The sequence below is a fragment of the Bradyrhizobium sp. HKCCYLRH3059 genome, from assembly GCF_051168035.1.
Lineage (GTDB): Bacteria > Pseudomonadota > Alphaproteobacteria > Rhizobiales > Xanthobacteraceae > Bradyrhizobium.
Genome location: NZ_JBNPUF010000001.1, coordinates 71,615 through 92,405, shown reverse-complemented (window position 1 = coordinate 92,405; position 20,791 = coordinate 71,615). Strand labels below are relative to the sequence as shown.

The 20,791-nt window shown below is 65.7% G+C and carries 21 protein-coding genes; 13 read left to right on the top strand and 8 right to left on the bottom strand.

Going from position 1 to position 20,791, the window contains the following annotated elements; translation table 11 throughout:
* Positions 1-49 precede the first annotated feature (49 nt).
* The gene (locus tag ACQR13_RS00380) at positions 50-256 is read right to left on the bottom strand and encodes a hypothetical protein (RefSeq protein ID WP_316167043.1); all 207 of its coding nucleotides are present in this window, start codon (positions 254-256) and stop codon (positions 50-52) included.
* Between the two features lie 335 nt (positions 257-591).
* Here ACQR13_RS00380 and ACQR13_RS00375 point away from each other — a divergent pair, with 335 nt between their 5' ends.
* Positions 592-2,202 carry a helicase HerA-like domain-containing protein gene (locus ACQR13_RS00375; RefSeq protein ID WP_315716102.1) on the top strand — a complete coding sequence of 537 codons (1,611 nt, stop codon included), beginning with the start codon at positions 592-594 and terminating at the stop codon, positions 2,200-2,202.
* Between the two features lie 158 nt (positions 2,203-2,360).
* Positions 2,361-3,764, top strand: a complete 1,404-nt coding sequence (locus tag ACQR13_RS00370; RefSeq protein ID WP_315753081.1) for a M20/M25/M40 family metallo-hydrolase — start codon at positions 2,361-2,363, stop codon at positions 3,762-3,764.
* 59 nt (positions 3,765-3,823) lie between these two features.
* Here the strand turns inward: ACQR13_RS00370 and ACQR13_RS00365 are convergent, their stop codons facing one another.
* Entirely contained in the window at positions 3,824-5,035 is a 1,212-nt protein-coding gene (locus tag ACQR13_RS00365; protein ID WP_315753080.1) for a GGDEF domain-containing protein, read from the bottom strand.
* Between the two features lie 145 nt (positions 5,036-5,180).
* A complete protein-coding gene (locus tag ACQR13_RS00360; RefSeq protein ID WP_315753079.1) occupies positions 5,181-6,275 on the bottom strand; it encodes a trypsin-like peptidase domain-containing protein in 1,095 nt (364 codons plus the stop codon).
* A gap of 222 nt (positions 6,276-6,497) precedes the next feature.
* On the opposite strand from ACQR13_RS00360, the gene groES reads away from it, so the two are divergent.
* The 5 genes from groES to ACQR13_RS00335 all read left to right on the top strand — a co-directional run bounded on the left by groES (position 6,498) and on the right by ACQR13_RS00335 (position 10,297).
* Positions 6,498-6,812, top strand: coding sequence for a co-chaperone GroES (gene groES, locus ACQR13_RS00355; protein ID WP_315753078.1), 315 nt, complete (start codon positions 6,498-6,500; stop codon positions 6,810-6,812).
* A 42-nt stretch (positions 6,813-6,854) separates the two neighbouring features.
* Positions 6,855-8,477: a chaperonin GroEL gene (groL, locus tag ACQR13_RS00350; RefSeq protein ID WP_315716107.1), complete on the top strand. Its 1,623-nt coding sequence runs from the start codon at positions 6,855-6,857 to the stop codon at positions 8,475-8,477.
* A 261-nt stretch (positions 8,478-8,738) separates the two neighbouring features.
* A complete protein-coding gene (locus tag ACQR13_RS00345; RefSeq protein ID WP_315716108.1) occupies positions 8,739-8,969 on the top strand; it encodes a hypothetical protein in 231 nt (76 codons plus the stop codon).
* Positions 8,970-9,223: 254 nt separating this feature from the next.
* The gene (locus ACQR13_RS00340; protein WP_315716109.1) at positions 9,224-9,673 is read left to right on the top strand and encodes an Hsp20 family protein; all 450 of its coding nucleotides are present in this window, start codon (positions 9,224-9,226) and stop codon (positions 9,671-9,673) included.
* A 90-nt stretch (positions 9,674-9,763) separates the two neighbouring features.
* The gene (locus tag ACQR13_RS00335) at positions 9,764-10,297 is read left to right on the top strand and encodes a hypothetical protein (RefSeq protein WP_315716110.1); all 534 of its coding nucleotides are present in this window, start codon (positions 9,764-9,766) and stop codon (positions 10,295-10,297) included.
* Between the two features lie 108 nt (positions 10,298-10,405).
* On the opposite strand, the gene ACQR13_RS00330 is transcribed toward ACQR13_RS00335, so the two are convergent.
* Both ACQR13_RS00330 and ACQR13_RS00325 read right to left on the bottom strand, forming a co-directional pair.
* Positions 10,406-11,185, bottom strand: coding sequence for a class II aldolase/adducin family protein (locus ACQR13_RS00330; RefSeq protein ID WP_315716111.1), 780 nt, complete (start codon positions 11,183-11,185; stop codon positions 10,406-10,408).
* Positions 11,186-11,290: 105 nt separating this feature from the next.
* Positions 11,291-12,943: a glycosyltransferase family 39 protein gene (locus ACQR13_RS00325; protein ID WP_315753077.1), complete on the bottom strand. Its 1,653-nt coding sequence runs from the start codon at positions 12,941-12,943 to the stop codon at positions 11,291-11,293.
* 441 nt (positions 12,944-13,384) lie between these two features.
* Here ACQR13_RS00325 and ACQR13_RS00320 point away from each other — a divergent pair, with 441 nt between their 5' ends.
* Positions 13,385-14,305: a hypothetical protein gene (locus tag ACQR13_RS00320; protein ID WP_315753076.1), complete on the top strand. Its 921-nt coding sequence runs from the start codon at positions 13,385-13,387 to the stop codon at positions 14,303-14,305.
* A 230-nt stretch (positions 14,306-14,535) separates the two neighbouring features.
* Positions 14,536-14,952, top strand: a complete 417-nt coding sequence (locus ACQR13_RS00315) for a MucR family transcriptional regulator (protein WP_315716114.1) — start codon at positions 14,536-14,538, stop codon at positions 14,950-14,952.
* Positions 14,953-14,961: 9 nt separating this feature from the next.
* Here ACQR13_RS00315 and ACQR13_RS00310 read toward each other — a convergent pair whose 3' ends face one another.
* Together ACQR13_RS00310 and ACQR13_RS00305 are read right to left on the bottom strand one after the other, a co-directional pair.
* Positions 14,962-15,387, bottom strand: coding sequence for a SufE family protein (locus ACQR13_RS00310; protein ID WP_315753075.1), 426 nt, complete (start codon positions 15,385-15,387; stop codon positions 14,962-14,964).
* A 74-nt stretch (positions 15,388-15,461) separates the two neighbouring features.
* A complete protein-coding gene (locus ACQR13_RS00305; protein WP_315753074.1) occupies positions 15,462-15,923 on the bottom strand; it encodes a DUF5330 domain-containing protein in 462 nt (153 codons plus the stop codon).
* A 451-nt stretch (positions 15,924-16,374) separates the two neighbouring features.
* Here ACQR13_RS00305 and ACQR13_RS00300 point away from each other — a divergent pair, with 451 nt between their 5' ends.
* From ACQR13_RS00300 to ACQR13_RS00290, 3 genes are read left to right on the top strand one after another with little or no spacing between them, the layout of a single operon-like run.
* On the top strand, positions 16,375-18,138 hold the full coding sequence (locus tag ACQR13_RS00300) for a PAS domain-containing sensor histidine kinase (RefSeq protein ID WP_434862493.1): 1,764 nt from the start codon (positions 16,375-16,377) through the stop codon (positions 18,136-18,138).
* Positions 18,131-18,817 (top strand): peptidoglycan-binding domain-containing protein, encoded by a 687-nt coding sequence (locus tag ACQR13_RS00295; protein ID WP_315753072.1) that lies wholly within the window; start codon positions 18,131-18,133, stop codon positions 18,815-18,817. The genes ACQR13_RS00300 and ACQR13_RS00295 overlap by 8 nt, the downstream gene beginning before the upstream one ends.
* Before the next feature lie 50 nt (positions 18,818-18,867).
* Positions 18,868-19,218 carry a DUF1491 family protein gene (locus ACQR13_RS00290; protein ID WP_315716119.1) on the top strand — a complete coding sequence of 117 codons (351 nt, stop codon included), beginning with the start codon at positions 18,868-18,870 and terminating at the stop codon, positions 19,216-19,218.
* 32 nt (positions 19,219-19,250) lie between these two features.
* Here the strand turns inward: ACQR13_RS00290 and ACQR13_RS00285 are convergent, their stop codons facing one another.
* Positions 19,251-20,204 carry a DUF2336 domain-containing protein gene (locus ACQR13_RS00285; RefSeq protein ID WP_434862492.1) on the bottom strand — a complete coding sequence of 318 codons (954 nt, stop codon included), beginning with the start codon at positions 20,202-20,204 and terminating at the stop codon, positions 19,251-19,253.
* Positions 20,205-20,602: 398 nt separating this feature from the next.
* On the opposite strand from ACQR13_RS00285, the gene ACQR13_RS00280 reads away from it, so the two are divergent.
* The gene (locus tag ACQR13_RS00280) at positions 20,603-20,791 is read left to right on the top strand and encodes a hypothetical protein (protein WP_315716121.1); all 189 of its coding nucleotides are present in this window, start codon (positions 20,603-20,605) and stop codon (positions 20,789-20,791) included.

Here is a 20,791-nt window from a genome sequence, read left to right as displayed (position 1 = left end):
GGTGCTTCAGGTGATATGGCCCGGGCGGTCGGGCTTGGGGCAACCGGGCTCAGGCCGGGTGTGCCTGTCGCGATCGTGCCAACTGATCGGCTTCGATTTGGTCGCGGCCGAACGCAAAAAGTTCACCGGCTGACGGCTGCGGCGCCTGCCATTGCCGTCCATTGCCGCTAAGGAAGTCAGGCCCGATGCCGATGATTTCAGCCACGACTTTACTGATGCCGGCCGTTCTGGCCAGCGGCTCAATCAACTCGTTCATGTGAACCCCGTCTCATCCGGTCCCCCACGACCGGATGTCCTCTCGCTGAATTCATCTTGATCGGACGATCCGTGAATTACAAGCGAGGAGCCGGCTCGGTGCGCGAATCGATTCGCGATCGACGATGAACTGTTGCAGCGATGCAAGACCGGATGTTGAATCCACGGATCAAACGTGCGCATCGCGCAGCACCAATGCTAAGAAGAGTGCGTGCCGTGCGAAGAGGTGAGGCACCCTTACGCTGGTTCCAACTCGCGAAACTCAACTATGTTATCGCGCGCGATGCTCCGCACCACGTGTGATGCGAAACATTCTCTCTCGAAAGATGGATCATCATGGCACCATCCGGAAAACCCGTGGCTGATACCGACGACAAGATCTTCGTGGGTGCCGGAGAGCAGCCGGCCTGGTTGACGCTTGCGCTTGCCAATCGCCATGGACTGGTCACCGGCGCGACCGGCACCGGCAAGACAGTCTCGCTACAGGTGATGGCCGAGGGTTTTGCCCGTGCCGGTGTTCCGGTCTTCGCCTCCGACATCAAGGGTGATCTCTCGGGCATCTCGCAGACCGGCGAAGCGAAGGACTTCATCCTCAAGCGCGCCACCGAGCTCGGCCTCACCTATCAGCCCGATCAGTTCTCGACGGTATTTTGGGATGTGTTCGGGGAGCAGGGCCATCCGGTGCGCGCCACCGTTACCGAGATGGGACCGCTGCTGCTGGCGCGGATGCTCGATCTCAATGATGTTCAGGAAGGCGTGCTCAACGTCGCGTTCCGCGTGGCCGACGAGAACGGCCTCGCCCTGATCGACATGAAGGATCTGCGCGCGCTGCTCGACGCGATCATTCCGGAGGCCGGCAAGAAGGGGGCGGATGCGGAGGCCGATCCGCTGGCGCCGATCCGGAAGGCGGCGCAGTCGTTCGGCAATGTCACGCGCGCGACCGTTGGCACGATCCAGCGGCAGTTGCTCGTGCTCGAGAACCAGGGCGGCACGAAGTTCTTCGGCGAGCCGGCGCTGGCGCTCACCGACTTCATGAAGACCGACCGCGACGGCCGCGGCATGATCAACATCCTCGTTGCCGACAGGTTGCTGGAGAGCCCGCGACTCTACGCGACGTTCCTGCTGTGGATGCTGTCCGAGCTGTTCGAGGAGCTGCCGGAGGTCGGCGATCTCGCCAAACCCAAGCTGGTGTTCTTCTTCGACGAGGCGCATCTGTTGTTCAACGATGCGCCGAAGGCGCTGATGGACAAGATCGAGCAGGTGGTGCGGCTGATCCGGTCGAAGGGTGTCGGCGTCTATTTCGTCACGCAGAATCCGCTCGATGTTCCGGACCGGGTGCTCGGGCAATTGGGCAATCGCGTGCAGCACGCGCTGCGCGCCTTCACGCCGCGCGATCAGAAGGCGGTGGCCGCGGCCGCCGACACCTTCCGCCCCAATCCCAAGCTGGACACCGCCAAGGTGATCACCGAACTCGGCAAGGGCGAGGCGCTGGTGTCGTTCCTGGAGGGCAACGGCACGCCGGCGATGGTGGAGCGCGTCCTGATCCGGCCGCCGTCGGCGCGCATCGGACCCGTCACGCCGGAGGAGCGCAAGGCGATCATCGCCGCGAGCCCGGTCAAGGGCAAATACGACACCGCGATCGACGCCGAGTCCGCCTACGAGCTGCTGCAGAAGCGGATCAGCGGAACCGCCGCGACGACGGAAGCCTCCTCCGGCAGCGTGCTCGGCAAGATCGGCGACATCGCCGCGACGATCTTCGGCACCAACGTCAAGCGCGGCCAGCTCTCGACCACGCAGGTGATCGCGCGCAACGTCGCCCGCTCGGTCTCCGACAAGGTGGTGGGCGGGATCGCGGCCGATCTCGGCAAGCAGGTCGGCGGCTCCTTGGGCAGTTCGATCGGCCGCTCCCTCGTGCGTGGCGCGCTAGGTGGACTGCTGCGGCGTTGATATGGTGTCGTGTTCCCGGTCGGCGTGATGGCCTTGTCACGTCATTTGCGCCGACTGGGGGCAGGCGGCATTTGCTGCCTTTGCATGAGGCTGGCCCGGACCGCGCAACGGAGCTACAAGCGGGCCGATAGCCGTTACATGCGAAGGATCCGGTGGCCATGGCCAATGCGCAGCTTCAATCCGTTCTCGACCACATCGACGCCGACTTCGACAACAGCCTGGAGCGGCTGTTTGCGCTGATCCGGATCAAGTCGATCTCGGCCGATCCGGCCTTCGCTGGGGATTGCAAGGCAGCAGCCGACCATCTTGCCAAGGATCTTGCGACGCTCGGTTTCGCCGCCGAAGTGCGGCCGACCGCCGGCCATCCGGCCGTGGTCGGCAAGAGCAACGGCCATGGCGCGGCCAAGCCACATGTCCTGTTCTACGGCCATTACGACGTGCAGCCGGTCGATCCGCTCGAGCTGTGGCATCGGCCGCCGTTCGAGCCCGTGGTCGCCGACCATGCCGACGGCCGCAAGATCATCGTCGCGCGCGGCGCCGAGGACGACAAGGGCCAGCTGATGACCTTCGTCGAGGCCTGCCGCGCCTGGAAGAAGGTGACGGGATCGCTGCCGCTCGACATCACCATGCTGATCGAGGGCGAGGAGGAGGTCGGCTCGAAGAACTTCGTGCCATTCCTCGAAGCGAACAAGGACGAGTTCAAGGCCGACTTCGCGCTGGTCTGCGACACCGGCATGTGGGATCCGAACACGCCGGCGATCACGACCTCGCTGCGCGGTCTCCTCTATGAAGAGGTGAAGATCAAGGCCGCCAATCGCGATCTGCATTCCGGCGTGTTCGGCGGCGGCGCGCGCAATCCGATCCGCGTGCTGACCGAGATCCTCGGCGGCCTGTTCGACGCCGACGGGCGCATCACCATCCCCGGCTTCTATGACGGCGTGAAGGATGTGCCGCCGGAGGTCCTGGAGCAGTGGAAGAAGCTCAACCTGACGCCCGAGAGCTTCCTCAAGCCGATCGGGCTGTCGATCCCCGCCGGCGAGAAGGATCGTCTGCTGATCGAGCAAATCTCGTCGCGGCCGACCTGCGACATCAACGGCATCTGGGGCGGCTATATCGGCGAGGGTTCAAAGACGGTGATTCCGTCGCTGGCGCATGCGAAGGTCTCGTTCCGTCTCGTCGAGGGCCAGGACCCGCTGAAGATCCGCAAGGCCTTCCGCGACTACGTGTCGGCGCGCATCCCCGGCGACTGCTCGGTCGAGTTCGGCGATCATTCGGCGGGCGCTGCGATCGCGCTCGACTGGACCATGAAGCCGTTGGCGGCTGCCAGGCAGGCGTTGACCGAGGAGTGGGGCAAGGAGACCGTCCTGATGGGCTCGGGCGCCTCGATCCCGATCGTCACGGACTTCAAGAAGACGCTCGGTCTCGATTCACTGCTGGTCGGCTTCGGTCTCGACGACGACAACATCCATTCGCCGAATGAGAAATACGACCTCAAGAGCTATCACAAGGGCATCCGCTCCTGGGCCCGCATCCTCGCCGCGCTCGCGGAGATGCCACGGTAGTGCAGGCGCTCGTCCGGGCTACGACCGCGACGGCGCTGATTGTTTGCACGAGGCTGAACTCACGCCGCGCTGGCGACCGACTTCGCCGCAAGATCGCCGCCGGCGATCTTGCGCAGCGCTGCGAGATTGGCTTCGGCCGAAGCCAATCGCCAGCAGGATTTCCCGCTCGACTTGGCTTCATACAATGCGGCGTCCGCCGCGAACAGCAGGGCTTCCGGATCGGTGCCGTGCTCGGGCGCGACGGCGATGCCGATGCTGATGCCGATCTGGACATGCGCGCCGCCCGGCAGGGCCATCGGCGAGGTCATCACCTCGATGATGCGCTCGCCGAGCGCCAGCGCGTGGTCGAGCGCATCATCGCCGGCGAGCACCACGAACTCGTCGCCGCCGATCCGGGCGATGACGTCGCCGCGAGAGGCGGTCTGCCGCAGCGTCCGGCCGACGATCTTCAGCAGCTCGTCGCCTGCGGCGTGACCGAAGGTGTCGTTGACCGGCTTGAAGCCATCGAGATCGAGATACAGGACGGCGAAGCTCCGATCGCCGCCGGCGTCGAGCCTGCTCTGCAGCGCATCGACCAGGCCGGCGCGGTTGGACAGGCCCGTGAGTGGATCGAGCCGCGCCCGCTCGTCGCTCTCGCGCTTGGCCTGCATGACCGCCACCAGCATCTTGTTGAGCCGGAACGCCGCGCCGGTCATGGCGAGGAAGTAGACCGGCATCTGCAGATACATCGCGAACAACAACGGCTCATGCGACGTCGCGACGCCGGGGATGACGGGGCCGATGCTGAACAGGATCATCGTGCCGACCAGGCGCGGCGCGCTGAAATTGCGAAAGCAGATGCCGCCCACCATGGCGGCCGAGGAGATGCAGGTCAGTGACGCGGCCACCCAGTCGCCGGACGCGAGGCTGATGCCGACGCCGAAACCGACGCTGGCGCTCCAGGTCACCGACAGCAGGATGTGGATGTCGGTCGGCGTCGCCAGCCGCTCGCGGGCGCGGCGGTAGGCAATGATCATCACGATCAGCCGCGACAGGCAGATCGCGACTTCGAGCACGAACCAGGTGATGAAGAGCGGGCTCGGCGTACGCAGTGCGAGCGCTGCGGCGACAGCAACGGTGTTGATGGCGCCGCCGGCGAACACCGACCAGCAGCCGTAGAGCTCACGCGTCAATGCACGGCGGATATCTGATGACACCGGATATCCCGGGTCGGCCAGCCAGCGCGTCACGCGCCAGCGTGGCAAACTGAACGCCAAACCATCACCCCGCATTTCAATACCTCCGCGGGGTTGCAATAAGCGCGATAGCACTTAACAGGCGTTTAGAGAGGTATCGGCGTCTCGCTGCATGCTTGATGCACGGTAAAAATTTACTCCACGTGGTATGCGCAGCTAACAGCGAACAGAAGTTGAATTCTCAGCCCGAGGTTCTCGCGCGCGCACGTTCTTCGGTGACTGGCGCGACCTCCACCGTCGCGTTGCCGAGCGCGCGGTCGCGCTCGAACACGAGACGGACGCGCTGCCCGACCGGTGTGAGGCCGATCAGGTTACGCACCTGCGTGGCGCTGCGCACCGGCATGTCGTTCGCCTTCACGATGATGTCGCCCTTGCGCAGTCCCGCGCGTTCGGCCGGCGAGCCCACGGTGACGTCGGCGACGCGCGCGCCCTGAATCCGGCCATCGGCCGGCGCATCCAGGTCGAGCAGGGTCACGCCGATGCGGCCGCGATCGACGCGGCCGTTGGCGACGAGCTGCTCCATCACCCGCCGCGCCATGTTGATCGGGACGGCGAAGCCGATGCCGACATTGCCGCCGCCGGGCGAGATGATCGCGGTGTTGATGCCGACCAGCTCGCCGCGCAGATTGATCAGCGCGCCGCCGGAATTTCCGGGATTGATCGCCGCGTCGGTCTGGATGAAATCCTCGTAGCCCTGCTTGCCGAGGCCGGTTCGCCCGAGCGCGCTCACGAGACCCGAGGTGACGGTCTGGCCAAGACCGAACGGGTTGCCGACGGCGATCACGAAGTCGCCGACCTCAAGCGCATCACTGTCGCCAAGCGCGATGGCCTTGAGGTCGATGGGGTCCCTGATCTGCAGCAGCGCGATATCAGTGGCGGGATCGCGCCCGACCAGGCGGGCGGCGAATTTGCGGCCATCCTTGGTGCGGATCTGCGCTGTCGTGACGTGCTCGACGACGTGATTGGCGGTCATGACGTAGCCGCGCTGCGCATCGACGATGACGCCCGAGCCGGTGGCGCTGATCTGCTTCTCGACCTGCTTGGGGACGTCGAAAAACTCGCGAAACAGCGGGTCCTGGTAGAGCGGATTGTCCTGGCGGACCTTGCCTTCGACCGAGATGTTGACGACGGCGGGCGTCACTTCCTTGACCAGCGGGGCCAGCGTCGGCACCCGGCCTAGCTTGAGATCGGGAATTTGGGCCAAGGCAGGCCCGGTCATCAGGCAAAGCAGAATGGCAGGCGCCAGGACGGCCCGGAGAAAAGGCGGAAGCTGCATCGTGATCCCCAACAAGCGCGATCAGGATTTTTTGGCGACGACAGAACTGGGAAAGCGGCCGGCCCGGTTCAAGAGCCGCACTGGCAATCGTTCCCCGAGAGTGCCAAAAAATTTACGTGACCCTCTTGAACGAAAAGTTCGGCTTTCCTAGGTCGTTGCTCGCTCGGGGGCCTGATGGGACCCGAGGCTTATGACATCGCTGATCTGTAAAGGAGGATGTGCATGCATTTCCGTCCATTGCACGACCGCGTGCTCGTGCGCCGTATCGATGCCGAGGAGAAGACCAAGGGCGGCATCATCATTCCCGACACCGCCAAGGAGAAGCCGCAGGAGGGCGAGATCGTTGCCGCGGGTCCTGGCGCGCGGAATGAGCAGGGGCAATTGGTGCCGCTCGAGGTCAAGCCCGGCGACCGCGTGCTGTTCGGGAAATGGTCGGGCACCGAGGTCAAGATCGACGGCAAGGATCTCCTGATCGTGAAGGAGAGCGATCTGCTCGGCATCATCGACACGCCCGTCGCGGCCAAGAAGGCTGCGTGATTCCCTCAACTGACAGTCATCGAGAGAAAGGAGACGACGAACATGGCTGCCAAGGACGTGAAGTTTTCGACCGACGCGCGCGATCGCATGCTGCGCGGCGTCGACATCCTCGCCAATGCCGTGAAGGTCACGCTCGGTCCCAAGGGCCGCAACGTCGTGATCGAGAAATCGTTCGGCGCGCCGCGCATCACCAAGGACGGCGTGACGGTCGCCAAGGAGATCGAGCTGGAGGACAAGTTCGAGAACATGGGCGCGCAGATGGTGCGCGAGGTGGCCTCGAAGACCGCCGATCTCGCCGGCGACGGCACCACCACCGCCACCGTGCTCGCCCAGGCCATCGTCAAGGAAGGCGCGAAGTCGGTCGCCGCCGGCATGAACCCGATGGATCTGAAGCGCGGCATTGATCTCGCCGTCGACGCGATCGTCAAGGATCTCAAGTCGCACGCCAAGAAGATCACCAGCAATGACGAGATCGCGCAGGTCGGCACCATCTCGGCCAATGGCGACAACGAGATCGGCCGCTTCCTCGCCGAGGCCATGCAGAAGGTCGGCAATGAGGGCGTGATCACGGTCGAGGAGGCCAAGAGCCTCGACACCGAGCTCGAGGTGGTCGAAGGCATGCAGTTCGACCGCGGCTACGTCTCGCCGTACTTCGTCACCAATTCCGAGAAGATGCGGGTCGAGCTCGAGGATCCCTACATCCTGATCCACGAGAAGAAACTGTCGGGTCTGCAGACCATGCTGCCGCTGCTCGAAGCCGTGGTGCAGTCCGGCAAGCCGCTGCTGATCGTCGCCGAGGATGTCGAAGGCGAGGCGCTGGCCACCCTGGTCGTCAACAAGCTGCGCGGCGGCCTGAAGATCGCCGCCGTCAAGGCGCCGGGCTTCGGCGATCGCCGCAAGGCCATGCTGGAGGACATCGCGATCCTCACCGGCGGCACGACCATCTCCGAGGATCTCGGCATCAAGCTGGAGAACGTCACCTTGTCGATGCTCGGCCGCGCCAAGAAGGTCGTGGTCGACAAGGAGAACACCACGATCGTCGACGGCGCCGGCGCCAGGAAGGACATCGAGGCGCGCACCCAGCAGATCAGGCTGCAGATCGAGGAGACCACCTCCGACTACGACCGCGAGAAGCTGCAGGAGCGGCTCGCCAAGCTCGCCGGCGGCGTCGCGGTGATCCGGGTCGGCGGCGCCACCGAGGTCGAGGTCAAGGAGCGCAAGGACCGCGTCGACGATGCGCTGCACGCCACCCGCGCCGCGGTGGAGGAGGGCATCCTGCCCGGCGGCGGCGTCGCGCTGCTGCGCGCCACCAAGGTGCTCGACGGCGTCAAGACTGTTAACGCCGACCAGAAGGCCGGCGTCGACATCGTCCGGCGCGCCATCCAGGTGCCGGTGCGGCAGATCGTGCAGAACGCCGGCGAGGACGGCTCGCTGGTGGTCGGCAAGCTCCTGGAAAAGGATGCCTATGGCTGGGGCTTCAACGCCGCGACCGGCGAGTACCAGGATCTGGTGCAGGCCGGCGTGATCGACCCCGCCAAGGTGGTCCGTACCGCGCTGCAGGATGCGGCCTCGGTCGCCTCGCTGCTGATCACCACCGAGGCGCTGGTGGCCGACAAGCCGAAGAAGGCGGACGCCGCCGCGGCCGCGCCGTCGATGGACTTCTGATCTGGTGAAGCCGGGGCTGGCCGCAGCCAGCCCCGGCTGCCTGAAGGAAATATCTACAAACAACTGATCGCTGCCCTGTGCGGTCGTGGATCGGCCACAACGGGCAGCTATCAATCAGGTTGACGATCGCAGTTCGTCCAGAACCGGCCACAATTGCGTTCAGTGAGCCGGCTGTGATCGGGCCGACGGTCGACGGGAGGTGTGGTTGAGCGCTGTCGCGCCGCCCGGTCTCATCAGCAGCGCGAGCTCGCAGGCCCGATCATGCCAGCCTGGCAATACGATCATCCGCCGCCCAACCCGACCTCCGTCATGAGCATGGGCGATCCCCGTCGCTTGACGCGGTTTTTGATCGAGAGCGAGCAACGCGTGGTGGCGCACTGCCAGGCCGTGTTGTCGCGTGGCGACATCGATCAGCGCGAGCGCGACCGGCTGGTCAGCGTGCTCCGGGAGGCGACGATGCGGCTGCAGCGGCTGTCCGCCGTGGCCGCCTGACGGGTGTTGCGCTGCGAAAAAAAGGCTGCGACAAAAAAATCGATCCGTTCCTCTTGAAATGGATGCCGGCTTTTCTAATTCGTCTGCTGCCGCTTCGGCGGCGCCGGGTGCCATCAGGGCCCGGTCGAAATCTGGGCGCTGACCGGTTGTCTGGTACTCAGAAGTCTCTTGGTACTCGGACATCTCCGGGACTTTGAAGTCCGCATCGGCTCGGCGCTCCTTCGTATCCATCTTGCTCCTAGGAGGACTTGGCTATGAGGACCTACGACTTCTCTCCGCTGTGGCGTTCGACCATCGGCTTCGACCGTCTGTTCGACCTGCTCGACGAGACCCAGCGCGCGGTCGAGGACCACTATCCCCCGTACAACATCGAGCGGATCGGCGACGACCGCTACCAGATTTCGCTGGCGCTGGCGGGCTTCGCTCCGGACGAACTGTCCATCACCGCCGAGCACAACGTGCTCACGGTGGAAGGACGCAAGGGCGACAAGGAGACCCGCGAATACCTCTATCAGGGCATCTCGTCGCGGCCGTTCAAGCGGCAGTTCAATCTCGCCGACTATGTGCAGGTGACCAACGCGGCGTTCGACAACGGCCTGCTGCGGATCGAGCTCGTGCGCGAGATTCCCGAGGCGATGAAGCCGCGCCGCATCGCCATCGGCACGGCGCCGGTCGAGAAGATCGCGCAGCAGAAGGCGGCCTGACGCCTTGTTCGAGCTACGGCGCGGGCGGCGTGTCGCCCGCGCCGTTGCAGCATCTGTCTCTGGTGAAAGGAGTGGAAGAGGAGAGACGCCATGAGCGAGCACCGTTTTTCGATCACCGCGGGCAGTGCCGGATTCCATTCGGTCTCGCACTACGAGTCGCCGGCGGACCTGCTGAATGACCGCAAGCTGTCACTGGCCGAGAAGCGGCTGATCCTGTCGTCCTGGGCGTCGGACATGTATGCCGTCGAGTCGCAGCCGGGCCTGCGCAAGATCCCGGGCATCGCCAGGCCGCTTTATCTGGCCGACGTGCTCGGCGCGCTGCGTCAGCTCGACCGCGAGGATCAGCCGCCGCGCCCACGCGGCGGGGCGGCCATGCGCATCGTTCCGCGCGTCGATGTCGAAGCCGATGGCGCCGCGATGGACAGCGCCGCGAGCGGCAGGATGCGGCCCGCCGCCCGCCTGCGGTTCTCGCGCGAGGCCAATGTGCGGCGCTATCGCAAGCTGCTCGCCACCCGCCTTGCCGAGCACGAGCGGCGCTTCGTCGAGCGGCGGCTGGCCGAGGAATTGCAGCAACTGCACGGCCCGTCCGAGCGGCAGGGCATGGCTCGGGCAGGATGCTGCTGACGGGGCACGTCATCGCACGAATAAAAACGCCGCCCGGAATTGGGCGGCGTTTCATTCCGAAAAGCGTAGAGGGTGATGGGTTCAGACTAGCCGATCAGCGGGCGACAATCAATTGCGGTAGCCCGGATTGAGGCGATCGAGCCGGCGCAGCAGCGGCGGCCAGACCAGCTGGGTGGAGCGCAGCTCGACGCGATCCTCGTTGTCGAACAGCTTCGCATTCCTGTCGATGACCTCGTCGCGCACGGGATAGGCCGAGGGACCGAGCGTGCGCGTGCGGACCTGGATCGAGCAGGCACGCTCCAAGTGATACATGCGCTCGAAGGCGGAGGCGACCGAGCGGCCGACCGTCAGGGTGCCGTGATTGCGCAAAAGCATGTGGTTCTTGCTGCCGAGGTCGCGCTGCAGCCGCGGCCGCTCGTCATGGTCCAGCGCCACGCCCTCGTAGTCGTGATAGGCGAGGTCGTGGGTCACGTATTGCGCGATCTGGTTGAGCGGCAGCAGGCCGTCGGCGCAGCTCGACACCGCGACGCCGTCGAGCGTGTGCAGATGGATCACGCAGCCGGCATCCTCGCGGACCTCATGGATCGCGGAATGGATGGTGAAGCCGGCGGGATTGATGCTGTACTCGCTCTCGGACAACTGATTGCCGTAGAGGTCGACCTTGATCAGGCTGGAGGCGGTGATCTCCTCGAACAGCAGGCCGTAGGGGTTGATCAGGAAGTGATGCTCGGGGCCGGGCACGCGGGCCGAGATGTGAGTGTCCACCAGGTCGTCCCAGCCGAACAGCGCCACCAGGCGGTAGGCGGCGGCGAGATTGACCCGCTGCGACCATTCGGCCTCGGTCATGTTCGACGGCACTTCCTTGAGGCGCGCTTCGGCTGGCGACATGGCATTCTCCGATTTCCAAGAGTTCATCGGAGCCTAAGCGGCACGCCGCCGCGCGGCAAGGCGCGGGGCAGGGCAGCAGTCATGTCGTTTGGCTGAGCAGGCCGCTCACGGCGCCGGGATCGACAGCAGGCTGGAGATGCTGCGGCCGCGGATGTCGTAGACCCGGGCGAACACGACGTCGTCGCGCTTGATCTCGACCATGACAGGGGCAGTCAGTCCCTTGCAGTAGAACTCGCCGAGGGTCATGGCGAAGTCGGCCGCGTGGCTGTCCCAGCCGATGGTGAAATCGGGGCCGAGCGCGACCTGGGCCGGCCGCTGCGGGCCGCAGACCGCGACCTTCCATTTGTGCCCGATCGGCGGCACCTCCTGGCGCTCGTCGAGCTGCTCCTTCAGCCCGTCGGAGGCCTGCTTCAGCGCCAGCCCCCAATAGTCGAGCATGAATCGGGTGTCGGCCTCGCGCACCGTGCCGGCGATGAAGTTGAAGTGGGTGTACTGATAGGGATGCAGCCGGATCATCTCGGCCAGCGGCAGCAGCAGGCCGAAGCAGAACGCGGCGATCGCCACCGGCTGCCAGCTGCGGCGCTCGTCGGCGTTGAGCCACGACAGCAGCCAGGAGAAGGCGATGCCGCCGAGCAGCGCCATCGGCGGGATCACGAACACGAAGTGGCGGATGCCGTTGTAGAGCGCCGGGCGTTTGACGATCGCGATCAGGATCGGCAGCGTCGCCGCCAGCGTCAGCATCAGCAGGATGCTCTTCCGGCGCGCCGGCACGTCGGGCCGCGACAGCGACATGATCGAGGCCACGACGCCGGCGACGAACAGCGCGATCATCAGTTCGGGCAGTTGCAGCGCGAACAGCGTCGGCAAATACGACCAGGGCATGTCCGGCACCGAGACCAGCGCCCCGTCGAACATCTCCTTCCACGGCTTCTCGAAGAAGTGCGAGAAATAGGTCAGGGCCCGGAACGGGTTGGCCGGTTCGATGATCGACCAGGGCCAGATCAGCCCCATGATCAGGTAGCCCAGGATCAGGCCGGGGATCAGCACATAGAGCACGTGGGCGAAGCGGCGGATCGTCTCGCGCGGCCCTTGCGTGCGGTACTCCTCCAAGAACAGCGGCATGAAGCCGACCATCGCATAGACGACAGCCATGCCGCCCAGGATGCGGGAGCCGATCGAAAAGCCGGCGCCGAGGCCGAGGATCAGGATGGTGCGCGGCGAGGGGTAGGGGTACTCCTCGGCAAGGCGCACGAGACCCATCAGCAGCACCACCATGGCGACCGCGAAGGGGGCGTCCTTCGGGTTCATGAACATGTGGCCGTAGAAGATCGGGCACAGCGCCAGCAGCAGCAGCGCGGCGAGGCCGGCCACCGGACCGCCGATGCGACGCGCCAGGCGCCAGGTCACGCCAAGGCCGATCAGCCCGACGACGGCCCCGACCAGCCGGCGCGTCTCGAACAATTCCAGCGGCAGGATCTTGTGCAGCAGGGCTGCAACCATGTCGAAGCCGCCACCGTACATATACAGGTTGGCGAACGACAGCGCCGCCTGGTCCCTGAAACCGGAGCCGTACATGCGCAGCAACAGATCGGCATATTCGGCATGGGTGTAATCGTCCCAGCCGAGGCCGTAATCCCGGAAGGTCAGTCCGGCCACCACCGCGACCGCGGCAAGCACGAACAGTGCAAGATCGTCATACGTCCGCTCGAGGGACCGCCGCGTCGGGGTCTCAAGAACCGAAGTGGTTATCGTTGTCATGGCTGAGTGTGACCCGGCGTCCCCTGGCGACCCCGCTTCCGCGTTTCAGGCCTGTGTTCCCCGCCACCGTATAGCGCGTCCCGGCTTCCGAGGTGTCGGAATTATGGGAAGGTATGCTTCTCGCAGCGCAGCGGGGACCCGAATTTCGGCTGCTGAGCGCCATATTGGCACAGTCAAATGAACGCCCGCTGAACCACAGGAGCCGGAAGAGCCCGGGAGGAACCTCAATGAATGCCGAGGGTTGGCCGATGTATATTGTGGCGGCATCATGACGATGGCTGCACGGCGGACGAGAACTTCAGCAGGATTGGCCGAACTTCCGCTGCAAATTGTCGCGGATTTGGACTAGAAACCGGATTCAAGGACGCGCGCAACCGCAGCTATCTAATGTGATTTCGGTCGGGACACCGTCCGGAACCGGCGCATTAGGGGATGAGTTCGATGATGAGTGCAATGTTGGCCGCCGGAGCCCTCGCCGTGTTGGCCGGGCTCGGGGCGATCGCCTGGGGAATTCCGGTCAAGGAGTTCAGCGTCGGCAATACGCTGATCCTGTCGGGGACCCTTGGCGTCTGCAGCGGGCTGATCCTGTTCGGACTGGCGGCCGTCCTCAGCGAGCTGAAGGTGATTTCGAGCCGGCTGAGGTCGCGTCCGGACGCCGAGTCCGAGGCCAAGCCTCTGCAGCTCCCGCTCGGCGCCAGCAAGACCGACTTCGAGACCGCCCCGGTGCCGCCGACGGAGGACGTCTGGCGCGAGGGAGGCTCGCCACGTCCGCGTCCCCGCATGCCGGACCTGTCGTCTCCTCTGTCCTCGGGGTTGTCGTCGTCGCCTCTGTCCTCGTCTCCTTTGTCAGGCTCGCTGCGCGCCTCCGAGCCCTTGCCGGCGCCGGACGAGCCGCCAGCCGAACCCGCCGAGCGGCCCAAGCGCAACCTGCTGTTTGCGTCGTCGTCGCGGCGGGAACGGGAGCGCGCGGAGAAGCGCGGCGCCGAGCCGTTGCCGACGGATTTCCGGTCACCGCCCCTCAGCGCACCGCCGCCCGTGCCGCTGGACGAGCCTGCCGTGACCGAGTCGGGCCCGTCGGACGGCTGGTCTCGACCGGAGCGGACGCCGGAGCCTCTGCGCCCGCCGTTCCCGCGGCGCTTGGCGCGGGCCGCCCCGGCCTTCGTCGAACCCGAGCCAACCCCGCCGCCGCCTGAGCCGAAGGACCTGGACGCGCCGGCCGTCAGCATCGTCAAGTCGGGCGTGGTGGATGGGATGGCCTATTCGCTCTATTCCGACGGCTCGATCGAGGCGCAGATGCCCGAAGGGATGATGCGCTTTGCGTCGATCGACGAGCTGCGCACCCATCTCGAAGGCCGGACCTGACGCGGCCGGATCACACGGTCAGGTTGAATTCGGCGGGCGTACTGTACACAGTACTTGGCGGGTGACAGACTTCTCAAGAAGAAGTCCTCACTATCTTGTTATTTTGCCAGTCATTTGCCCATATTGCTTGCAGAATCGCGAGACAACGCTGCCACTCGGCGCGAGTGATACTTGCGATCGAGGGATACTTTGCGATCGACGGTCGCAGGGCGGAGCGGGATGAGGGTTCGATGACCGAAGCGGTCGGCAAGAGCTTTATCGATCTGACGGCCGACATCGTGTCGGCCTATCTCAGCAACAACCCGACACCGGCGGCGGAGATTCCCTCTCTGATCAGCCAGGTGCATGCGGCGCTGACGCGGGTCGCAGCGGGACGAAGCGAGCCCGCGCCGGAGCCGGCGCGGCCAGCGGTCCCGGTGAAGAAATCGATTCACCCGGACTATCTGGTCTGTCTCGAGGACGGCAAGCGCTTCAAGTCGCTGCGGCGACATCTGCGCACGCAGTACAACATGACGCCGGAACAATACCGCGACAAATGGAACCTGCCGCCGGACTATCCGATGGTGGCACCGAACTACGCGGTCACCCGCTCGCAGCTCGCCAAGAAGATGGGCCTGGGCCAGCAGCGGCCCGAGCGGGAGAAGTAGCCGAACCGATCAGGACGCCGTGGCGAGCGCCTCGCGGGCGTCGGCGCGGATGCGCTCGACCATCGAGCGCAGGCCGTTGGAGCGCTGCGGCGTCAGGTGCTCGCGGAACCCGAGTTCGTCGAACACCGCGGGCGCATCGATGGTCATGATCTCCTGCGGTGTCCGCCCGGAATACAGCGTCAGCAGAATTGCGATCAGACCACGAACGATATGGGCGTCGCTGTCGCCGAGATAGTTCAGCACGGGCACGGCGCCGCTGTGATCGACGTGCTTCGACAGCCAGACCTGGCTGGCGCAGCCCTGCACCTTGTTCGCGGCGGAGTGCTCGTCCTCGGGCATCGGCGCCAGGGTGCGGCCGAGCTCGATCACGTAGCGGTAGCGGTCGTCCCAGTCGTCGAGCAGGGCGAAATTGTCGCGGATGTCGTCGATCGTCATGATGCTCTTCGGTCCCGATGTCGGCCTTCATATAGGCGTTCGGGAGGACGAAAGCGACAGTCGGTTCCGCCGCTTCAGGGCGTCGGCGGCAGATGCCATTCGGCGGCGAGATCGTCGGCCGAGAGCGTATCGGCCGGCGCGTCACCCGGCGGAATCTCCTCGAGCACGGGGGCGTCGATCGAGCCGGTGTGATCGTTGCCGCGCTTGTCGAGACTGGCCGGCTTCACCGGGCCGATGAACTTGTCGGCGCCGGCCGGCTTCTCCGCGGCGTCGGACTTGTCGGTGATGATCTGGTAGATCTTGCGCGCGCCTTCCTGGGCGCGGTGGCCGATTACGGTCGCGGCCTGGCCGCCGACCTCGCAGGCCTGCGGCTGGCGCTTGCAGAACTGGCTCATGTCGGAGACGGCCGCGGTCGCGGCCTGCACCGCTTCGTGCGCATTGATCTGCGGCAGCTTGTCGGCATCCGGGCTCTTCTCGCGCGGCAGCAGCACCAGCACGAGTCCGAGCCAGAATGCCATCCGAAGCAGAAAGAACATCACGCAACCCCGACCGTGCTGCTGATCTCGCGTGCTCAAGTCGCGCAACGGGATCGCAGCTGATTGTTCTATGTCGCGACTGCTTGCATTGGGCTTAATTGGTTGAGATTTCGCGAAGTCGGGCGCTGGATTTTTTTCGGAGTAAATTTTTCATTGGCGCCGGGCGCACGCGCCGTGCAACCGGCTGTAGATCGCGCCGCTTTCGCAACCGCAGGCCCGGCCGGAAACGATGCATTCACCATCCCGGCCGAATGGCGGGCTCACCGCAGTCTGGCCCTTAGCGTTCGCTTAATGCGAGTCTGACACGGTGACTTCCGACGACAGGGGGCGTCCCGGCGCGTTCTCTTTGTGAGAACCACCGACAGGCCGAGGCGCGAGAGCCGTGAGTGTGTTGAGTATCATCCGCGATTGTCTCGATGCGTTATTGCATCCATCGGCTCGAACTGATGCGATGACGCGCGCGCGTCATCGCGCCTTCATCGCGCCGCGCCTGCTGGGCAGCCTCGCCGCCTTCGCCGTGTTTCCTGCCTTTCTCGCGATGCGCGGTGCGCCGAGCGCGCTCGAGGTCGGCGCGCTGTCCTGGCTGATCGCGCCCATTCTGCTGTCATGGTATCTGTCGCGCACCGGCCGCTACGAGAGCGCCTGCGCGCTGTCGTCGCTGGCACTGTCGGCGCTGATCATGGCGGTGTCGATCGAGACCGGCGGCATCGAATCCTTTGCCGCGGTGTGGCTGATCGTCGTCCCCCTGGAAGCCTCGTTCTCGGCCTCGCGCCGCGTCGTCGTGTTCTCCGCGGGGCTCGCACTGTGCTGCGCGCTGCTGCTCATCCTCATCGGTCATTTCGGCTGGCTGCCGAAGCCCGAGACCAACCCCGCCTTGCGCACCGCGCTGCTCGCGTTCGGCGTCGCCTCAGCCACGCTCTATGCGGCCGTGCTCGCGTTTGCCGCCGACACGCTCGCGCGCACCAGCGTGACGCTGCTGTCGATGGAGGAGGAGCGCTATCGCCTGCTCGCGCGTAATATGAGCGACGTGATCTCCCGTCACCGCCGCAACGGCGCGGTCATGTTCATCTCGCCGGCGGCCGAGACGCTGCTCGGCGCGCCGGTCGTGCAGTTGCACGGCCACGGCCTGTTCGAACGGGTCCATGTCGCCGACCGGCCGGCCTATCTCACGGCGCTGTCGGAAGCGGCGGGCGGCAGCGAAGCCTCGAGTGTCGAGTTCCGCCTGCGCCGCGATGCGCCGGGCGAGGGCCGCGGCTTTCATCATCCGGTCGATTTCATCTGGGTCGAAATGCGTTGCCGCCCGCTCGACCGCATCGGCGTGGCGCCGGGCGGGTCGGAGCAGGAGGTGGTCGCGGTCATGCGCGACGTCACCGATCGCAAGCTGCAGGAGCAGGCGCTCGAATTGGCGCGCAGCGCCGCCGAGCGCGCCGACGCCGCGAAGACGCGATTCCTCGCCACCATGAGCCACGAGTTGCGCACGCCCTTGAACGCCATCATCGGCTTCTCCGAGATGCTGATGCAGGAGCAGGTGCTGGTGCTGAACGCGGCGCGGCGCCGCGAATATGCGCAGCTCATCAATGATTCCGGCCAGCATCTGCTGTCGGTCGTGAACGGCATCCTCGACATGTCGAAGATGGAGTCCGGCAATTTCGAGCTGACGCCGGAGCCGTTTGCGCCGCGAGTGGCGCTTATCAATTGCTGCAACCTGCTGGCGCTGCGGGCGCGCGAGAACGGTGTCGATCTGTCCGCCGACGTGCCGCAGGACCTGCCGATGGTCACCGGTGATCCGCGCGCCTTCAAGCAGATCGTGCTCAACCTCGTCTCCAATGCCATCAAGTTCACCGAGCGCGGCGGCCATGTCACAGTCTCGGCTGGCGTCGACGGCGCGCGCCTGCTGCTGCGAATCACCGACACCGGCGTCGGCATCGCCGCCGATGATCTCAAGCGCATCGGCGATCCGTTCTTCCAGGCCGGCAAGACCTACCAGCGCCGTCACGAGGGAACCGGCCTCGGGCTCTCGATCGTCAAGAGCCTCGTGACCTTGCACGGCGGCGAAATGTCGATAGAAAGCAAGATCGACGAGGGGACCACGGTCACGATCGCGCTGCCGATCAACTTCGTGGCCGAGGCCGCTGCGGGCGCCACCGTCACGCCGCTGTCACCCTCGCGCTCCGCCCAGCCAGGGCAGGTCATGCAGGTGAAGAAGAGTGCCTAGACGAGCTGCAGAGGATGATCCGGCGCCGCCGCGCCGTCGCAAGCGCGACGCTGCGGCCGTCGTCGACGTGGCGGAGGGGCGCGGCTGGCTGCTGCGGGCCATGCTCTACAGCCCGAAGGATCTGTTTGCGGGCCTGCTGGCCTGCGCGGCTGGCAGCGCCATCATCGTCAATGCCGTGTTCCTGCAATCGGGACCGCATCCGGCGCCGATGTTCGGGTCGATTGTGACCATTCCGCCCCATCTGACGAGCTCCAATCCGCTGCCGCGGCCCCGGCCGATGGACATCTCGCCTTTGGATCCGAAGGTGATCGAGACGCGGCCCGCCGAAACCAGGGCGGCGGAGCAGAGGGCGGTCGAGCAGCGCGCCACCGAGCCGCGTCCGGATCAGAAATATGCCGATCCTCTGGCCGATCTCGTCCGCTCGGTCAGCGGCGGTCAGGGCAACGTGCCGCGTCCGCAGCCGACGCAGCAGGGCGGCAATGTCCGTCGTGTCGCCGCGGTCCAGCGTGCGCTGACCGAATACGGCTACGGCCAGTTGAAGCCGACGGGGATGGTCGGCTCCGACACCCTGGCCGCGATCCAGAAGTTCGAGCGCGAGCGCAAGCTGCCGGTAACGGGCCAGGTGTCGGACCGCCTGGTGCGCGAGCTTGCGATTGTCATCGGTCATCCGATCGAATAGAGCAGGGGCGGCTGCGACGTGCAGCGCGCTTGCACCTGCATCGAACCATCATGCGATTGAAGAGCAGCATCTGGGTGAGCGCCTATCTGCGGCGTTGCCAGTCGGCCGGCGCGTTCAGCGCGATCCGCCACCGTGGCGCGGAGGAAGCCGGCGCGGTCTTCGTCAAGGTCGCGATGATGGATGGCACGGCCCAGCTCTATGTCCCCGCCCCGCAGACCGTCTATGACGACAGCCAGCCGATCGACCGCTTCTTCGTACCGATATCGCCGCAACCGATCGCGGAAGCGCAGATCGAGGAGCGGCTCGTCAAGGAGCTGCGCTTCGATCCCGACGCCTGGATCATCGAGACCGAGGACAGGCAGGGCCGTCATTTTCTCGATCTCGTGCGCGAGCGTCCCTGATCATCGCTAAGATTCGGGACAGCGATCGCGCGTCAGCGCTTGAAGCCATCGGTCCCCGTGCGCACGATCGGCCTCGTCGCGGTGCCGGCCCGCGCCGTGCTGCCACGGACGTGCTGACGTTCGTCGTCATAGAGCGCCGTGCGATGCTTGGCCCTGATCGCGGCCATTCCGGAGCCGCGCCAGGCCGCCAGCATGATCAGCGCCGCGCGCTCGCTGAGCCGTTCGTAGAAGCGTGACAGCCGAAACACGGTCTGGACGGACTGGCCCATCTCGGGCTTGAGGAACAGCAGTACGCGCTCGAACACCGGCGCCGGCATGCCGAGCGCCTTTGCGGCGCAGGCCAGCGGCTCGCCATGGGGATCGTTGACAACCTCGTGGGTCATGCGTGAGGGCAGGATCAGGCTCTCGCCGAGCTCGATCGTGAACGTCTCGACGTCGGCGTTGAACGCGGCCATCTCCAGCGCCTCGATCGCATGCACCGCGCGGTGCAACGGCGTCGGCGCGGCGGGCCTCAGCGGCGTGGTGGCGAGGTTCTGCAGGATGGCGATGCGTTCGTGCGAGGCGGCGCGCATGAACATCTCGCTGAGCTCGGCGGCATCCTTCGGCTGCATCGACAATCCGGACGCCGCGTCGTCGCGCGGCGGGATCGGAGGCGACGAGCGAAGCGATGCGGGAATGGGGCCGGCGAGCGGCGGCGTCGGCTCGCTCTGCGCCGGGCGCAAGCCCAGCTTGTTCAGGATCTCGATCGGCGTCGCCGGATAGATCGCCAGCCGCGCACGCACCGCCGCACGGGTCGCATCGTCGACGTCGTCGACCAGACGGGAGGCCAATTCGACGAACTGCCGCTCCTCGTCGGCGGAATGCGCGCTCGCCTGGACATAGAGGTCGGTCAGGACGCGCAGCAGAGTGGGCTTGATGTCGACGCCCTCGCGGCGCGAGAGCGTGAGCAACCCGTCGAAGCCGGGGAACAGCGATGATCTTGTCATGTCGGGGTACGCAACTTCGGCAATCGTTGCGCCGATTAGAGCGGAGTTGTTTTAATGCGGCGTTAAGGAAAACAACCGGTGAAGATGGGCCGAAATGACCCGGTGAGACAAAGGCGCAACGCTGGCTTGCCTTCTCTCCCGCCGGTGCACGCGATCCGTGTCGGGCGGCCCGCGCATTAATATCCTCTTAACCACGTCCTGATCTTAATCGATCCGTTCGATGATCTCGCCTTGGCCGCGTCACGCGGCCAGCCTGATCTTCGCCGCGCCGAATGCCAACGTGCAGCTTCATGCGCCGGCATTCGTGATCGTCAGTTCTGCGTGCCCTCTTGCCTGCGAAGTTCGGGCGACGGGGAGTTTTCAGGGGGTAAGAACTTCGGGCACGAAAGAGAGTGGACATGGCGACCATCATTGAATTCCCGGCGGACGTTGCGCGTCGCGCGCGGCCTGCCGTGACCGGCGCGCCGCAGGAGGGCATGGGAACGATCCTGATTCTTCCCGTCGTTCGGATCGAGCGCGAGACCACGACCGACGATAGCGGACCCCGCGAGGGCACAGCGCCAAGCCGCCGTCGCCGTCGCCGCTGA

What these genes read in the sequence shown, in the direction of transcription:
- ACQR13_RS00380 (WP_316167043.1), bottom strand. Translation starts at nt 256, where the DNA reads ATGAACGAGTTGATTGAGCCGCTGGCCAGAACGGCCGGCATCAGTAAA.
- ACQR13_RS00375 (WP_315716102.1), top strand. Translation starts at nt 592, where the DNA reads ATGGCACCATCCGGAAAACCCGTGGCTGATACCGACGACAAGATCTTC.
- ACQR13_RS00370 (WP_315753081.1), top strand. Translation starts at nt 2,361, where the DNA reads ATGGCCAATGCGCAGCTTCAATCCGTTCTCGACCACATCGACGCCGAC.
- ACQR13_RS00365 (WP_315753080.1), bottom strand. Translation starts at nt 5,035, where the DNA reads ATGCGGGGTGATGGTTTGGCGTTCAGTTTGCCACGCTGGCGCGTGACG.
- ACQR13_RS00360 (WP_315753079.1), bottom strand. Translation starts at nt 6,275, where the DNA reads ATGCAGCTTCCGCCTTTTCTCCGGGCCGTCCTGGCGCCTGCCATTCTG.
- groES (WP_315753078.1), top strand. Translation starts at nt 6,498, where the DNA reads ATGCATTTCCGTCCATTGCACGACCGCGTGCTCGTGCGCCGTATCGAT.
- groL (WP_315716107.1), top strand. Translation starts at nt 6,855, where the DNA reads ATGGCTGCCAAGGACGTGAAGTTTTCGACCGACGCGCGCGATCGCATG.
- ACQR13_RS00345 (WP_315716108.1), top strand. Translation starts at nt 8,739, where the DNA reads ATGCCAGCCTGGCAATACGATCATCCGCCGCCCAACCCGACCTCCGTC.
- ACQR13_RS00340 (WP_315716109.1), top strand. Translation starts at nt 9,224, where the DNA reads ATGAGGACCTACGACTTCTCTCCGCTGTGGCGTTCGACCATCGGCTTC.
- ACQR13_RS00335 (WP_315716110.1), top strand. Translation starts at nt 9,764, where the DNA reads ATGAGCGAGCACCGTTTTTCGATCACCGCGGGCAGTGCCGGATTCCAT.
- ACQR13_RS00330 (WP_315716111.1), bottom strand. Translation starts at nt 11,185, where the DNA reads ATGTCGCCAGCCGAAGCGCGCCTCAAGGAAGTGCCGTCGAACATGACC.
- ACQR13_RS00325 (WP_315753077.1), bottom strand. Translation starts at nt 12,943, where the DNA reads ATGACAACGATAACCACTTCGGTTCTTGAGACCCCGACGCGGCGGTCC.
- ACQR13_RS00320 (WP_315753076.1), top strand. Translation starts at nt 13,385, where the DNA reads ATGATGAGTGCAATGTTGGCCGCCGGAGCCCTCGCCGTGTTGGCCGGG.
- ACQR13_RS00315 (WP_315716114.1), top strand. Translation starts at nt 14,536, where the DNA reads ATGACCGAAGCGGTCGGCAAGAGCTTTATCGATCTGACGGCCGACATC.
- ACQR13_RS00310 (WP_315753075.1), bottom strand. Translation starts at nt 15,387, where the DNA reads ATGACGATCGACGACATCCGCGACAATTTCGCCCTGCTCGACGACTGG.
- ACQR13_RS00305 (WP_315753074.1), bottom strand. Translation starts at nt 15,923, where the DNA reads ATGTTCTTTCTGCTTCGGATGGCATTCTGGCTCGGACTCGTGCTGGTG.
- ACQR13_RS00300 (WP_434862493.1), top strand. Translation starts at nt 16,375, where the DNA reads ATGACGCGCGCGCGTCATCGCGCCTTCATCGCGCCGCGCCTGCTGGGC.
- ACQR13_RS00290 (WP_315716119.1), top strand. Translation starts at nt 18,868, where the DNA reads ATGCGATTGAAGAGCAGCATCTGGGTGAGCGCCTATCTGCGGCGTTGC.
- ACQR13_RS00285 (WP_434862492.1), bottom strand. Translation starts at nt 20,204, where the DNA reads ATGACAAGATCATCGCTGTTCCCCGGCTTCGACGGGTTGCTCACGCTC.
- ACQR13_RS00280 (WP_315716121.1), top strand. Translation starts at nt 20,603, where the DNA reads ATGGCGACCATCATTGAATTCCCGGCGGACGTTGCGCGTCGCGCGCGG.